This is a genomic window from Rahnella aquatilis CIP 78.65 = ATCC 33071 (assembly GCF_000241955.1).
GTDB lineage: Bacteria > Pseudomonadota > Gammaproteobacteria > Enterobacterales > Enterobacteriaceae > Rahnella > Rahnella aquatilis.
Genome location: NC_016818.1, coordinates 3,374,952 through 3,387,879, shown reverse-complemented (window position 1 = coordinate 3,387,879; position 12,928 = coordinate 3,374,952). Strand labels below are relative to the sequence as shown.

14 protein-coding genes, 3 tRNA genes and 2 other RNA genes are annotated in these 12,928 nt (G+C 51.2%); 18 read left to right on the top strand and 1 reads right to left on the bottom strand.

Annotated elements, in window-relative coordinates; all coding sequences use genetic code 11:
- Nucleotides 1–3: 3 nt before the first annotated feature.
- The 18 genes from cydA (at nt 4) to pnuC (ending at nt 11,906) form a co-directional block, all read left to right on the top strand.
- Complete coding sequence (gene cydA / locus RAHAQ2_RS15340) at nt 4–1,572, top strand: cytochrome ubiquinol oxidase subunit I (protein ID WP_015698111.1); 1,569 nt, start codon at nt 4–6, stop codon at nt 1,570–1,572.
- 14 nt (nt 1,573–1,586) lie between these two features.
- Nucleotides 1,587–2,726 carry a cytochrome d ubiquinol oxidase subunit II gene (cydB, locus tag RAHAQ2_RS15335; protein ID WP_015698110.1) on the top strand — a complete coding sequence of 380 codons (1,140 nt, stop codon included), beginning with the start codon at nt 1,587–1,589 and terminating at the stop codon, nt 2,724–2,726.
- Between the two features lie 10 nt (nt 2,727–2,736).
- A complete protein-coding gene (gene cydX, locus RAHAQ2_RS25045) occupies nt 2,737–2,850 on the top strand; it encodes a cytochrome bd-I oxidase subunit CydX (RefSeq protein ID WP_013576433.1) in 114 nt (37 codons plus the stop codon).
- A gap of 2 nt (nt 2,851–2,852) precedes the next feature.
- Nucleotides 2,853–3,146, top strand: a complete 294-nt coding sequence (ybgE, locus tag RAHAQ2_RS15330) for a cyd operon protein YbgE (RefSeq protein ID WP_015698109.1) — start codon at nt 2,853–2,855, stop codon at nt 3,144–3,146.
- Nucleotides 3,147–3,295: 149 nt separating this feature from the next.
- Nucleotides 3,296–3,700 carry a tol-pal system-associated acyl-CoA thioesterase gene (ybgC, locus tag RAHAQ2_RS15325; RefSeq protein ID WP_015698108.1) on the top strand — a complete coding sequence of 135 codons (405 nt, stop codon included), beginning with the start codon at nt 3,296–3,298 and terminating at the stop codon, nt 3,698–3,700.
- The gene (tolQ, locus tag RAHAQ2_RS15320) at nt 3,697–4,386 is read left to right on the top strand and encodes a Tol-Pal system protein TolQ (RefSeq protein WP_015698107.1); all 690 of its coding nucleotides are present in this window, start codon (nt 3,697–3,699) and stop codon (nt 4,384–4,386) included. Before ybgC ends, tolQ begins: the two co-directional genes overlap by 4 nt.
- 11 nt (nt 4,387–4,397) lie before the next feature.
- Nucleotides 4,398–4,829 (top strand): colicin uptake protein TolR, encoded by a 432-nt coding sequence (gene tolR / locus RAHAQ2_RS15315; RefSeq protein WP_013576429.1) that lies wholly within the window; start codon nt 4,398–4,400, stop codon nt 4,827–4,829.
- A gap of 113 nt (nt 4,830–4,942) precedes the next feature.
- On the top strand, nt 4,943–6,163 hold the full coding sequence (gene tolA / locus RAHAQ2_RS15310; protein WP_015698106.1) for a cell envelope integrity protein TolA: 1,221 nt from the start codon (nt 4,943–4,945) through the stop codon (nt 6,161–6,163).
- 132 nt (nt 6,164–6,295) lie between these two features.
- Nucleotides 6,296–7,588 (top strand): Tol-Pal system beta propeller repeat protein TolB, encoded by a 1,293-nt coding sequence (gene tolB / locus RAHAQ2_RS15305; RefSeq protein ID WP_015698105.1) that lies wholly within the window; start codon nt 6,296–6,298, stop codon nt 7,586–7,588.
- Nucleotides 7,589–7,635: 47 nt separating this feature from the next.
- Nucleotides 7,636–8,148 (top strand): peptidoglycan-associated lipoprotein Pal, encoded by a 513-nt coding sequence (gene pal, locus RAHAQ2_RS15300; RefSeq protein ID WP_013576426.1) that lies wholly within the window; start codon nt 7,636–7,638, stop codon nt 8,146–8,148.
- A gap of 9 nt (nt 8,149–8,157) precedes the next feature.
- Nucleotides 8,158–8,937, top strand: a complete 780-nt coding sequence (cpoB, locus tag RAHAQ2_RS15295) for a cell division protein CpoB (RefSeq protein ID WP_015698104.1) — start codon at nt 8,158–8,160, stop codon at nt 8,935–8,937.
- Nucleotides 8,938–9,134: 197 nt separating this feature from the next.
- Nucleotides 9,135–9,210, top strand: a tRNA-Lys gene (locus RAHAQ2_RS15290).
- A gap of 13 nt (nt 9,211–9,223) precedes the next feature.
- Nucleotides 9,224–9,342: non-coding RNA, RtT sRNA (locus RAHAQ2_RS25040), on the top strand.
- 71 nt (nt 9,343–9,413) lie between these two features.
- Nucleotides 9,414–9,489 (top strand) — tRNA-Lys (locus RAHAQ2_RS15285).
- Between the two features lie 65 nt (nt 9,490–9,554).
- Nucleotides 9,555–9,630 (top strand) — tRNA-Lys (locus tag RAHAQ2_RS15280).
- A gap of 14 nt (nt 9,631–9,644) precedes the next feature.
- Nucleotides 9,645–9,764, top strand: a non-coding RNA gene (locus tag RAHAQ2_RS25035) — RtT sRNA.
- A gap of 296 nt (nt 9,765–10,060) precedes the next feature.
- The gene (nadA, locus tag RAHAQ2_RS15270; protein ID WP_015698103.1) at nt 10,061–11,125 is read left to right on the top strand and encodes a quinolinate synthase NadA; all 1,065 of its coding nucleotides are present in this window, start codon (nt 10,061–10,063) and stop codon (nt 11,123–11,125) included.
- Between the two features lie 58 nt (nt 11,126–11,183).
- Nucleotides 11,184–11,906, top strand: coding sequence for a nicotinamide riboside transporter PnuC (gene pnuC / locus RAHAQ2_RS15265; RefSeq protein WP_037040014.1), 723 nt, complete (start codon nt 11,184–11,186; stop codon nt 11,904–11,906).
- Between the two features lie 63 nt (nt 11,907–11,969).
- Here pnuC and zitB read toward each other — a convergent pair whose 3' ends face one another.
- Nucleotides 11,970–12,923 carry a CDF family zinc transporter ZitB gene (gene zitB / locus RAHAQ2_RS15260; protein ID WP_015698101.1) on the bottom strand — a complete coding sequence of 318 codons (954 nt, stop codon included), beginning with the start codon at nt 12,921–12,923 and terminating at the stop codon, nt 11,970–11,972.
- Nucleotides 12,924–12,928 lie beyond the last annotated feature (5 nt).

The following is a 12,928-nucleotide window of genomic DNA, read 5'->3' as shown; positions in this document are numbered from 1 at the left end:
AAGATGTTTGATATCGTTGAACTGTCGCGTTTACAGTTTGCTTTAACAGCCATGTACCATTTCCTATTTGTCCCGTTAACGCTGGGTATGGCGTTTTTACTGGCAATTATGGAAACGGTTTATGTGCTTTCCGGCAAGCAAATCTATAAAGATATGACCAAATTCTGGGGCAAACTCTTTGCAATTAACTTTGCGCTGGGCGTTGCAACCGGTTTAACCATGGAATTCCAGTTCGGGACTAACTGGTCATATTTCTCACATTACGTTGGTGATATCTTCGGTGCGCCTCTGGCGATTGAAGGTTTAATGGCGTTCTTCCTCGAATCCACTTTAGTGGGCCTGTTCTTCTTCGGATGGGACCGTCTTTCTAAAGTTCAGCATATGACCGTGACCTGGTTTGTTGCCCTTGGCTCAAACTTGTCAGCATTGTGGATCCTGGTGGCGAACGGCTGGATGCAAAACCCGATTGCATCGACTTTCAACTACGAAACCATGCGTATGGAAATGGTCAGCTTCTCCGAGCTGGTTCTGAACCCGGTTGCGCAGGTTAAATTCGTTCACACCGTAGCGTCTGGTTATGTGACTGGCGCGATGTTCATTCTGGCTATCAGCTCTTACTACCTGTTAAAAGGACGTGACGTTGGCTTTGCGAAGCGTTCATTTGCTATCGCAGCAAGCTTCGGTCTGGCCGCCGTGCTCTCCGTTATCGTACTGGGTGATGAATCTGGTTATGAAATGGGTGACGTCCAGAAAACCAAACTGGCCGCTATCGAAGCAGAGTGGGATACCCAACCTGCACCGGCCAGTTTCACGCTGTTCGGCATGCCTAATCAGGACAAGATGGAAAACGAATATTCTATTCAGATCCCTTACCTGCTAGGTCTGATTGCCACGCGTTCTGTGGATACGCCGGTGACCGGTCTGAAAGACCTGATGGCGCAACACGAAGTGCGCATCCGCAACGGTATGAAAGCGTACACCCTGCTGGAAGAACTGCGTTCGGGCAACACAGACCCGAAAGTGCGCAGCGATTTCGAAAATGCTAAGCAGGATCTGGGCTACGGTATGTTGCTTAAACGCTATACCGACAACCCGGCGGGCGCGACTGACGCACAGATTCAGAAAGCCACCAAAGATTCTATCCCACGCGTTCTGCCTCTGTACTTCGCATTCCGTATCATGGTGGCCTGCGGCATCCTGATGTTCGTCCTGATTGCGCTGTCCTTCTATACCGTCCTGCGCGGCAAGATTGGTCAGAAACGCTGGTTACACCGCGCGGTATTCATCGGCCTGCCATTGCCGTGGATTGCTGTCGAAGCGGGTTGGTTCGTGGCTGAATATGGCCGTCAGCCTTGGGCGATTGGTGAAGTGTTACCGACTGCGGTCGCACACTCTTCACTGACTGTGGGTGATGTACTGTCCTCGATGATCCTCATCTGCGGTCTGTACACCCTGTTCCTGGTCGCTGAAATGTTCCTGATGTTCAAATATGCGCGCCTGGGCCCAAGCAGCCTGAAAACGGGCCGTTATCACTTTGAACAAACTTCAGCGCCACTTGAGCAAGCTCGGTAATAGGGAGTCCACTTATGTTTGATTATGAAGTTTTACGGTTCATCTGGTGGGTGCTGATTGGCGTGCTGTTTATCGGCTTCGCAGTCACCGATGGATTTGATATGGGCGTAGGCATCCTGGTGCGCATTATCGGTAAAACCGATACTGACCGCCGCGTGATGATCAACGCCATTGCCCCGCACTGGGACGGCAACCAGGTCTGGCTGATCACCGCCGGTGGCGCATTGTTCGCTGCCTGGCCGATGGTCTATGCAGCGGCATTCTCCGGCTTTTATGCGGCGATGGTGCTGGTGCTGTGCGCCTTGTTCTTCCGTCCGCTGGGCTTTGACTATCGTTCAAAACTGGAAAGTGCTCGCTGGCGCGGTATGTGGGACTGGGGCATCTTCATCGGCAGCTTCGTGCCGGCTCTGGTCTTCGGCGTGGCTTTCGGTAACCTGCTGTTAGGTGTGCCGTTCCATATCGACAGCGACCTGCGTCTGTTCTACACCGGCAATCTGCTGGGCTTGCTGAACCCGTACGGCATTCTGGCCGGTCTGGTGAGCCTGACCATGCTGATCACCCAGGGCGCCACCTATCTGCAAATGCGTACTGTGGGTGAATTGCACCTGCGTACCCGTACCGCGTCGCAGATTTCTGCGCTGGTGATGATGGTGTGCTTCCTGCTGGCAGGTATCTGGTTAGTGAAAGGGATTGATGGTTTCACCGTGACCTCCGTTATGGATCACGCAGGTCCGTCTAACCCGCTGCGCAAAACCGTGTCTCATGAAGCGGGTGCATGGCTGGCTAACTTCAACAAGACACCGGGCTTGTGGGCGATCCCTGCATTGGGTGTGCTACTGCCGTTGCTGACCATTCTGTTCTCACGCATGAATAAAGCCGCGCTGGCGTTCATCAGCAACTCACTGACTATTGCCTGTGTGATCCTGACTGCCGGTATCACGATGTTCCCGTTCGTGATGCCGTCTGTCACTGAACCGAATGCCAGCCTGACCATGTGGGATGCGACATCCACACTGTTGACGCTGAGAGTGATGACCGTTGTCGCTTGCATCTTTGTGCCAATCATCCTGATTTACACCTCATGGGCGTATTACAAGATGTTCGGGCGCCTCGATAAACACTACATCGAGAACAACAAGCATTCGTTGTATTAAGGAGAACACCATGTGGTATTTTGCCTGGATCCTCGGCACCTTACTGGCTTGCTCATTCGGTATCATTACCGCGCTGGCGTTTGAACACAGCGAAGCCAATAAAGCGGCTAAAGAAGAGAAGTAATAATGAGTGTGATCGTGGATAAACTCTACGCTGTCACAGACAAGGGCCCCTTGCGGGCCCTTTCGCTTGTGATGTCACTGGTACTGGCGGGTTGCGTTTTCTGGAAACCCGGCATGTTTGCCTCGTCAACCAGTCAGCTTGAAGTCTGGCATGGGATCATTTTGATCTGGGCCGTTTGCAGTGGCATTATCCATGGCCTGGGTTTTCGCCCGAATAAATCTGTCTGGAAGGCTTTTTTCTCGCCATTGCTGGCAATGATTACGTTAGCCGCAGGACTTTATTACTTTTTCAGCTGATTATTTGCGTAAAAAAAAGACAAATTTACAGTAATTTTCTTATGGGCCTTTCTGGCCCATAATTATTTTCATTCCATCAATACTACCCATTCCCAACCCCAATTCTCTTGCGTATAGTAGTGCCGTCAAATTGCATTACGGGATGTACAGTGAGTAATTCGTTGTTCCGATGGCCGGTTCGTGTCTATTTTGAGGACACAGACGCGGGAGGTGTGGTCTACCATGCCCGATACGTCGCCTTTTATGAAAGGGCTCGCACAGAGATGTTGCGCCAACGCAATTTTCACCAGCAGCAGTTGCTGGGAGAACATGTCGCTTTTGCTGTCCGCCGCATGACGGTCGAATACTTTGCACCAGCTCGCCTGGATGACCTGCTGGATGTCCAGAGTGAGATTACGTCTATTCGCGGAGCCTCTCTTACTTTTGCACAACGAATTCTTGATTCGCATGGCAACCTTCTGAGTTCTGCAGAAGTGTTAATTGCGTGCATTGATCCACACCAAATGAAGCCACGTGCGCTTCCTAAGTCTATTGTCGCGGAGTTTAAGCAGTGACTGACATGAACATGCTTGATTTATTTTTAAAGGCCAGCATCCTGGTTAAGCTGATTATGCTTATCCTGGTGTGCTTCTCTGTCGCGTCCTGGGCGATCATCATTCAACGCACGAAAGTGCTGAATGCCGCCACCCGTGAGGCAGAAGCGTTTGAAGATAAATTCTGGTCCGGTATTGAGCTTTCCCGTTTATATCAGGAAAGCCAGGGCCGTCGCGAAACCCTGAGCGGGGCAGAGCAAATCTTCCATTCCGGTTTTAAAGAGTTTGCTCGTCTTCATCGTGCCAACAGCCATGCGCCTGAGTCTGTGATTGAAGGCTCTTCACGTGCGATGCGTATTTCTTTTAACCGTGAACTCGAATCACTTGAAACTCACATTCCATTCCTTGGCACTGTCGGTTCTATCAGCCCGTATATCGGTCTGTTCGGTACAGTCTGGGGGATCATGCATGCCTTTATCGGTTTAGGTTCTGTGAAACAGGCCACGTTGCAAATGGTTGCGCCGGGTATCGCAGAAGCACTGATCGCTACTGCGATTGGTTTGTTTGCTGCTATCCCGGCGGTTATGGCGTATAACCGCCTGAATCAGCGTGTGAACAAGCTTGAGCAAAACTACGATAACTTCATGGAAGAATTTACGGCCATCCTGCATCGTCAGGCTTTCTCTCGCGAAACCAGCAGTAACTAAAGGGGGAGAGTATGGCTCGTTCACGAGGTCGTCGTAACCGTCGCGAAGGTAAGTCGGAGATCAACATTGTTCCGCTGCTGGACGTACTGCTGGTTCTGTTACTGATTTTTATGGCAACAGCCCCCATCATTACCCAGAGCGTGGAAGTGGATTTGCCTGATGCTACGGATTCTAAAACGGTGTCCAGCGATGATAATCCGCCAGTGATTGTTGAAGTGTCTGGCGTGGGTCAATACACCATCGTGGTGGATCATCAGCGTATGGAACAATTGCCTGAACAGCAGGTTATCGCAGAAGCGACCAGCCGTATTCAGGCCAATCCGAAGACGGTATTCCTGATCGGCGGTGCAAAAGATGTGCCTTATGATGAAATCATCAAGGCGCTGAACATGCTGCATCAGGCTGGTGTGAAATCCGTCGGATTGATGACACAACCTATCTGAGGATAGGTAATTTGTAACACTTATTTGAAACCCGGCATTCTCTGGCTTGTTAGAAATATGACAGGCAATACAGGAAACCGGGTTTTTAGTAATCCTGTCTTGGGAAATCTATTTTGGTAAAGGCAACTGCAACTGAACAAAACGATAAGCTCAAACGCGCCGTTATTGTTTCGGTCGTTCTGCATATCATCATTATAGGCCTGCTGATTTTGGGATCGCTGGACGAAGATACCAGCATGAGTGGCGGCGGTGGCGGTAGTGATATCTCTGCCGTAATGGTTGATCCAAGTGCCGTGGTCGATCAGTACAACCGCCAGCAACAGCAACAGGCTGATTCCCAACGTGCCGCCGCCGCGCGTCAGAAAAAATCAGAACAACAGGCTGAAGAGCTGCAACAGAAACAGGCCGCAGAACAGCAACGCCTGAAAGAACTTGAGAAAGAGCGTCTGCAAGCGCAGGAAAATGCGAAGCAGCAGGCTCAGGAACAGGCCCAGCAGCAGAAGCAGGCTGAACAAGCCGCCGAGCAGGCGAAAGAACAGCAGAAACAGGCAGAAGCTGCCGCCGCACAAGCGAAGGCTGAAGCGGCAAAAGCGGCCGCACAGGCGAAAGCAGATGCCGCGAAAGAAGCGGCTAAAGCACAAGCTGACGCGCAGAAAAAAGCCGCTGCTGATGCTAAAAAACAAGCAGAGGCTGAAGCCGCCGCTGCGAAGAAACAAGCTGAAGCGGACGCTAAGAAAGAAGCGGCAGCAGAAGCCAAAAAACAGGCTGCTGCTGAAGCGAAAGCTCAGGCCGCGGCTGATGCGAAAGCACAAGCTGAGGCTGATGCCAAAGCTGCCGCCGATGCAAAAGCTGCCGCTGCCGCAGAGAAAAAAGCGGAAGCTGCCGCGGCTGCCAAGAAAGCTGCAGCCGATAAAAAAGCTGCCGCCGCCGCTGCTGCCAAAGAAGCCGCTGATGCGAATAACTTATTTGATGGCCTGGCCGACTCCAAAAATGCACCGAAAGGCGCAACGGGTGGCGGCGCTTCTGCTCCGGCAGGGAAGGGGACTCAGAAAAAGGCGGGGGCATCCGGGGCTGATATTGCAAACTATGGTAGCCAGATTAAGGCTGCCATCGAGAGCAGATTCTATGACGCGTCATCTTATGCAGGCAAAACCTGTTCGTTGCGCGTTAAAATGAACCCTGATGGCTCATTAATCAGTGTGTCGGCTGAAGGTGGGGATCCTGCTCTATGTCAGGCAGCGCTTGCTGCTGCCCGACAGGCGAAGTTCCCGAAACCGCCTTCTGAAGCCGTCTATGAAGTGTTTAAAAACGCTCCGATAGATTTCAAACCTTAATAAAAGATGAAAATAATAACTTTTCAGATTTTTACGATGGTTTGCAGGGTGTAATTCTAGTTTTGTGTGCGTTGGTTTGTTAAAATTCTGCTAAATTATCGCGGGCAGATACGTCCAGATAAGGGAGATACAATGAAGCAGGCATTTCGAGTAGCGTTCGGCCTTTTGATGATGTGGGCATCTGTGGTTCATGCAGAAGTTCGCATTGAAATTACCCAAGGGGTAGATACAGCTCGTCCGATTGGCGTTGTGCCATTCAAATGGGCTGGCCCGGGTACACCACCTGAAGATGTGGGTGGTATTGTTGCTGCTGACTTACGTAACAGCGGCAAATTTAATCCTATTGATGCATCACGTATGCCTCAGCAGCCAACCTCTGCCGCAGAAGTCACCCCTGCTGCCTGGACCGCGCTGGGTATTGATGCTGTTGTTATCGGTCAGGTTCAGCCTGCCGCCGATGGCAGCTATGTGGTGTCTTACCAACTGGTGGATACCTCTGGCGCACCCGGTACCGTGCTGGCGCAAAACCAGTACAAAGTGACCAAACAATGGTTACGTTATTCCGCTCATACCGCCAGCGATGAAGTGTTTGAAAAGCTGACCGGTATTAAAGGCGCATTCCGTACCCGTATCGCTTATATCGTGCAGACCAACGGCGGGAAATTCCCGTATGAGCTGCGTGTAGCGGATTACGATGGTTATAACCAGTTCGTGGTTCACCGTTCACCTGAGCCTCTGATGTCCCCGGCCTGGTCTCCGGACGGCAGCAAACTGGCTTACGTGACATTTGAAAGCGGCCGCTCAGCCTTGGTGGTACAGACGCTGGCAAACGGTGCAATCAAGCAGATTGCTTCTTTCCCTCGTCATAACGGTGCCCCTGCTTTCTCTCCGGATGGCAGCAAACTGGCCTTCGCGCTGTCTAAAGACGGTAGCCTGAACTTGTATGTAATGAATCTGTCTTCTGGTCAGATTAGCCAGGTGACAAACGGACGTAGCAACAACACTGAACCAACCTGGTTCCCGGACAGTCAGAATCTGGCGTTCACGTCGGATCAGGGCGGTCGTCCGCAGGTTTATAAAGTCAACGTTAATGGCGGTGCGCCTCAGCGACTGACCTGGGAAGGCTCGCAGAATCAGGACTCTGACGTAAGTACAGATGGTAAGTTCCTGGTTATGGTGAGCAGCGCCAGCGGTACACAGCACATCGCTAAACTGGATCTGGCAACGGGAGCCGTTCAAACATTGACGGACACGTTCCTGGATGAAACGCCTAGCCTCGCACCCAATGGCACCATGGTAATTTACAGCTCCTCTCAGGGACTGGGTTCCGTATTGCAGTTGGTATCGACTGATGGGCGTTTCAAAGCGCGTCTTCCGGCAACTGATGGACAGGTCAAATTTCCTGCCTGGTCGCCGTATCTGTAATGCATAGAAAACTATGTATGGCAAAAAATTATAAAAGGATCGAATAGATGCAACTGAACAAAGTGCTGAAAGGGCTGATGCTGGCGTTGCCTGTACTGGCAGTAGCTGCTTGTAGTTCTCACAAGAACGCAGACAACGACCAATCTAATGGTATGGGTCTGAACTCTGGCGCAGGCACTGAAAACGCTAACATGTCTTCAGAAGAGCAAGCTCGTCTGCAGATGCAAGAACTGCAGAAAAACAACATCGTTTACTTTGGCCTGGACAAATACGATGTGTCTTCTGAATTCGCTCAGATGTTGGACGCGCACGCTGCTTTCCTGCGTAGCAACCCGTCTTACAAAGTGACTGTAGAAGGTCATGCTGACGAACGTGGTACTCCAGAGTACAACATCGCCCTGGGCGAACGTCGTGCTACTGCTGTTAAAATGTACCTGCAAGGCAAAGGCGTTTCTGCTGACCAAATCTCTATCGTTTCTTACGGTAAAGAAAAACCAGCTGTACTGGGCCATGACGAAGCGGCATACGCTAAAAACCGTCGTGCCGTACTGGTATACTAAGAGAATAGTATGAGCAGTAACTTCAGAACTCACCTGTTGAGTCTGTCGTTACTGGTTGGCGTAGCGGTCCCATGGGCCGCTACTGCCCAAGCGCCAATCAGTAATGTCGGCTCAGGCTCGATTGAAGATCGGGTCACCTCTCTGGAGCGTATTTCTAACGCTCACAGCCAGCTATTAACTCAACTCCAGCAACAACTTTCTGATACTCAACGTGATATGGATACTCTTCGTGGTCAAATCCAGGAGAATCAATATCAGCTGAGTCAGCTTGGTGATCGCCAGAAGCAGATTTTTAATCAACTGGACAGCTTAAGCCAGGGTTCTGCCGGAGCCGCCAGCACGGGTGCTGCAGCGGCCACAGGTGATGCTGCCACAACACCTGACGCGGGTGCAGCACAAGCTCCGGCAAGCACCGGTGACGTGAACAGCGACTACAATGCTGCGGTTTCACTGGCGCTGGAAAAGAAACAGTATGATGAAGCCATTGCGGCTTTTCAGAGTTTCGTAAAAAAATATCCTGATTCAACTTATCAGCCTAACGCCAATTACTGGTTAGGACAGTTGTATTACAACAAGGGTAAAAAAGACGACGCTGCGTATTATTTTGCAGTTGTGGTCAAAAACTACCCTAAGTCTCCAAAAAGTTCTGACGCAATGTTCAAGGTTGGGGTGATCATGCAGGAGAAAGGGCAGGCTGATAAAGCCAAAGCCGTCTTCGCACAGGTCGTGAAACAGTACCCAAATACCGATGCGGCAAAACAAGCTCAAAAACGTTTATCTGCAAAATAGTTCCTCGTTCAGGTCCGGAAAATGTACATATCGTGCATTTTCTGGGCTTGAGTGTGTGAAACACCATCAGTTAGCACTCTTTCTGAAAATTAAAGTTGCACTGAAAAGTTAAATAAGTAATATATGCCGCCGTTGCCCAGACAACTCCAAACGGCTAACGCTGTCAGAGATTTAGGTAATATGCAGCAGGTTTAGATGGGCCGTTAGCTCAGTTGGTAGAGCAGTTGACTTTTAATCAATTGGTCGCTGGTTCGAATCCAGCACGGCCCACCACTTTAAAGTGGAAAATGCAGTGAAGCAGTGCAGGATGAGAACCCTGGTTCGAGCCGGGCGAAGCGAGACGACAACGCGCAGGCGTTGCCCGCAGGGCGAGGTGAAACCGAGTCAATCCAGCACGGCCCACCAATCTAAATCAACATTGCATGTGGCTTGCACACCAACTGCAAGACACGCTGGCAATAAGAAGTATTCAGGAAGGGCCGTTAGCTCAGTTGGTAGAGCAGTTGACTTTTAATCAATTGGTCGCTGGTTCGAATCCAGCACGGCCCACCACTTTTAAAGTGGAACCTCCTGAAGATTTTGAAAGCTAAAATTAAAGTAGTACCCAGCATTTAGATGGGCCGTTAGCTCAGTTGGTAGAGCAGTTGACTTTTAATCAATTGGTCGCTGGTTCGAATCCAGCACGGCCCACCACTGTTAAAGTGGAAAATGCAGTAAAGCAGTGCAGGATGAGAACCCCTGGTTCGAGCCGAGCGAAGCGAGACGACAACGCGTAAGCGTTGCCCGCAGGGCGAGGTGAAACCGAGTCAATCCAGCACGGCCCACCACTGTTAAAGTGGAACGTTCTAAACTGCAGAATTCAGAGAAAAGCGCCTTTTGGCGCTTTTTTCGCATCTGAACCCCATAATATCAACGCAGCGATAAAATCCTTCCTCACAATCCGGTGCCATCTCATCTCTTTTAAGTGCAGTAAACATTTTAAGCCTTATGGCTAATATCTGGACGACTTTTACTGTTTTTTGCGGTATTTTGTTTAGCATACAAAACCAACAGATTTCCGGATGGAATTTGTTGTGGCTTATGGCTATCCGGGCAAGCTGCCTGTCTGAATGAGATGACGAGTATGAGCGAAACATTGGATCTGAATGCGACGGTTTATCCTTTCCCTCCGAAACCCGCCGTGCTGACTGCAGATGAAAAAACTTTCTATAAAGAGAAGATCAGAAAACTGCTGAAGGAACGTGATGCTGTGATGGTGGCGCACTATTACACCGATCCTGAAATTCAGGCGCTCGCTGAAGAAACCGGTGGTATTGTCGCGGACTCTTTGGAGATGGCGCGCTTTGGCAGCCAGCACCCCGCATCAACCCTGCTCGTCGCGGGTGTGCGCTTCATGGGAGAAACGGCCAAAATCCTCAGCCCGGAAAAAACCGTGCTGATGCCAACGCTCAATGCTGAATGTTCTTTGGATCTGGGCTGCCCTGAACAGGCGTTCTCAGATTTTTGCGACCAGCACCCTGACCGCACCGTGGTGGTCTACGCTAATACTTCCGCTGCAGTAAAAGCCAGAGCAGACTGGGTCGTGACCTCGAGCATTGCGGTTGAGCTGATTGAACATCTTGATAGTCTGGGCGAAAAAATAATCTGGGCGCCCGATCGTCACCTCGGAAATTACGTCCGTAAGCAGACGGGGGCAGATGTATTGTGCTGGCAGGGGGCCTGTATCGTCCATGACGAGTTTAAAACGCAGGCCCTGACCCGAATGAAAGGTTTGTACCCGAACGCCGCTGTTCTGGTGCACCCTGAGTCTCCTCAGGCGATTGTTGATATGGCTGATGCGGTCGGTTCTACCAGTCAGCTTATTCAGGCGGCAAAAACGTTACCTCAGAAGCAGCTGATCGTTGCCACTGACCGCGGTATTTTTTACAAAATGCAGCAGGCATGTCCGGACAAAGAATTGTTTGAAGCGCCGACGGCAGGCGAGGGCGCAAGTTGTCGTACCTGCGCGCATTGTCCGTGGATGGCGATGAACGGCCTGAAGGCGATTGCAGAAGGTCTGGAATACGGCGGCACGGAACATGCTATCGAGGTGGACGAGGCGCTGCGAGTGAAGTCATTGATCCCACTGAATCGCATGCTGGATTTCGCCGCACAACTGAAATTACGGACTCTGGCTAAAGCGCTGTAAGGATGCTTTGCCGCTGATATTGGCTTGTGACCGACAATAAAAGGAAAAGGATGTGATGATGGATTTTTTCAGTACCAGCAATATTCTGGTTCATATTCCGCTTGGAAAGGGCGGGTATGATCTGTCGTGGATTGAAGCCGTTGGCACCCTTTTTGGATTGCTCTGCATCTGGTACGCCAGTAAAGAAAAGCTGATCAACTATCCGTTCGGCCTGATCAACGTGACATTGTTTGCGATCATCTTCTTCCAGATCCAGCTTTACGCCAGCCTGCTGCTGCAGATTTTCTTCTTTGCTGCGAATATCTACGGCTGGTATGCCTGGAGCCGTCAGACCGCCGATCAGGAGGCTGAACTGCAGATCCGCTGGTTGCCGCGTGGCAAAGCGCTGATATGGGGCGTTGTGTGCGTCGCAGGCATTCTGCTGATGACCTTCAACATTGACCGCGTTTTTGCCGCCCTGACGCTGGTGGCGGTAAATCTGATGCAGGCGCTGGGTCTGAATGTGCAGATGCCTGAACTGCAACCTGATGCCTTCCCGTTCTGGGATTCGTCAATGATGGTGTTGTCTATGGTGGCAATGCTGCTGATGACCCGAAAGTATGTCGAAAACTGGCTGCTGTGGGTGATCATTGATGTCATCAGCGTCGCGATTTTCGCTTATCAGGGCGTGTATGCGATGGCGCTCGAATACGTATTGCTGACGCTGATAGCCCTGAACGGTTCGTGGCTGTGGATCAAAAGTGCAAAGCAAAACGGTTCTCAGCCTTTGCAACCGGCCTGACTGTGCTCCCTCTAAAACGCCTCTGCCACGGAGGCGTTTTGCTTTCTGATTCTGAGCTACGGATCAGTGGTGATGATGGGCATGGCTATGACCATGATGATCATGCCCGGTGCTGGCCACCGGAATTTCATTGATCTCACAATCCGGAGCCTCACACTGCCCATATTCCATCTGAATTGTGGCATGCCCAATACGGCATTTGTCCAGCAAATGGCGCTGAATACGGTACAGCAGCGCATCGTGATCGTGCGGAGGAACCACCTGCACATGCACGGTCATCAGCCGCTGTTCCCCAATCTGCCAGACGTGAACGTGATGCACGTTGCGCACTTCCGGGATACTCAGCGATAAATCCCGGCGCAGTTGGTTGATGTCGATCTCTTCCGGCGTACCTTCCAGCAATTCATGGAAACTTTCCCGCAGCAACCGCCAGGCATTGTTTAACACCAGACAGGAAACCAGCACCGATAAAATCGGATCAACAGGCGTCCAGCCGGTATACATGATGATCAGCGCTGCAACGACCGCCCCAATCGACCCCAGTAAATCACCCAAAACGTGCAGCGCAGCGGCACGTACATTGATGTTGGCTTTTTCCTGCCCCTGATGCAGCAGCCAGAAGGCCAGAATATTGGCGAGCAGGCCCGCGATGGCGATCACCAGCATAGTGGTGCCCATCACTGGCTGCGGATTAAAGAATCGCGCGATGGCTTCCCAGACAATCAGAACGACAATCACCAGCAGCGCGGCGGCATTCACGAAGGCGGCCATGGTGGTCAGGCGCAAATAGCCAAAAGTATGGCGGGTATTCGGCTTACGTTTAGCAAAGCGCACGGCAAGCAAAGCGACAAGCAGCGCGGCGGCGTCAGTCAGCATGTGCCCTGCATCGGCCAGAAGCGCCAGAGAGCCAGAAACCAGCCCGCCAATCACTTCGGCCACCATGAAAATCACAGTAACGAGGAAAGCCAGCAATAAACGGCGACTGTTTTTGTCCTGCGGTAACAGGGAAGAAGACATAATTA

Bases quoted from the DNA above. Each gene is read 5' to 3' on its own strand.
- cydA (WP_015698111.1), top strand. From the start codon at position 4: ATGTTTGATATCGTTGAACTGTCGCGTTTACAGTTTGCTTTAACAGCC.
- cydB (WP_015698110.1), top strand. From the start codon at position 1,587: ATGTTTGATTATGAAGTTTTACGGTTCATCTGGTGGGTGCTGATTGGC.
- cydX (WP_013576433.1), top strand. From the start codon at position 2,737: ATGTGGTATTTTGCCTGGATCCTCGGCACCTTACTGGCTTGCTCATTC.
- ybgE (WP_015698109.1), top strand. From the start codon at position 2,853: ATGAGTGTGATCGTGGATAAACTCTACGCTGTCACAGACAAGGGCCCC.
- tolR (WP_013576429.1), top strand. From the start codon at position 4,398: ATGGCTCGTTCACGAGGTCGTCGTAACCGTCGCGAAGGTAAGTCGGAG.
- tolB (WP_015698105.1), top strand. From the start codon at position 6,296: ATGAAGCAGGCATTTCGAGTAGCGTTCGGCCTTTTGATGATGTGGGCA.
- pal (WP_013576426.1), top strand. From the start codon at position 7,636: ATGCAACTGAACAAAGTGCTGAAAGGGCTGATGCTGGCGTTGCCTGTA.
- cpoB (WP_015698104.1), top strand. From the start codon at position 8,158: ATGAGCAGTAACTTCAGAACTCACCTGTTGAGTCTGTCGTTACTGGTT.
- nadA (WP_015698103.1), top strand. From the start codon at position 10,061: ATGAGCGAAACATTGGATCTGAATGCGACGGTTTATCCTTTCCCTCCG.
- pnuC (WP_037040014.1), top strand. From the start codon at position 11,184: ATGGATTTTTTCAGTACCAGCAATATTCTGGTTCATATTCCGCTTGGA.
- zitB (WP_015698101.1), bottom strand. From the start codon at position 12,923: ATGTCTTCTTCCCTGTTACCGCAGGACAAAAACAGTCGCCGTTTATTG.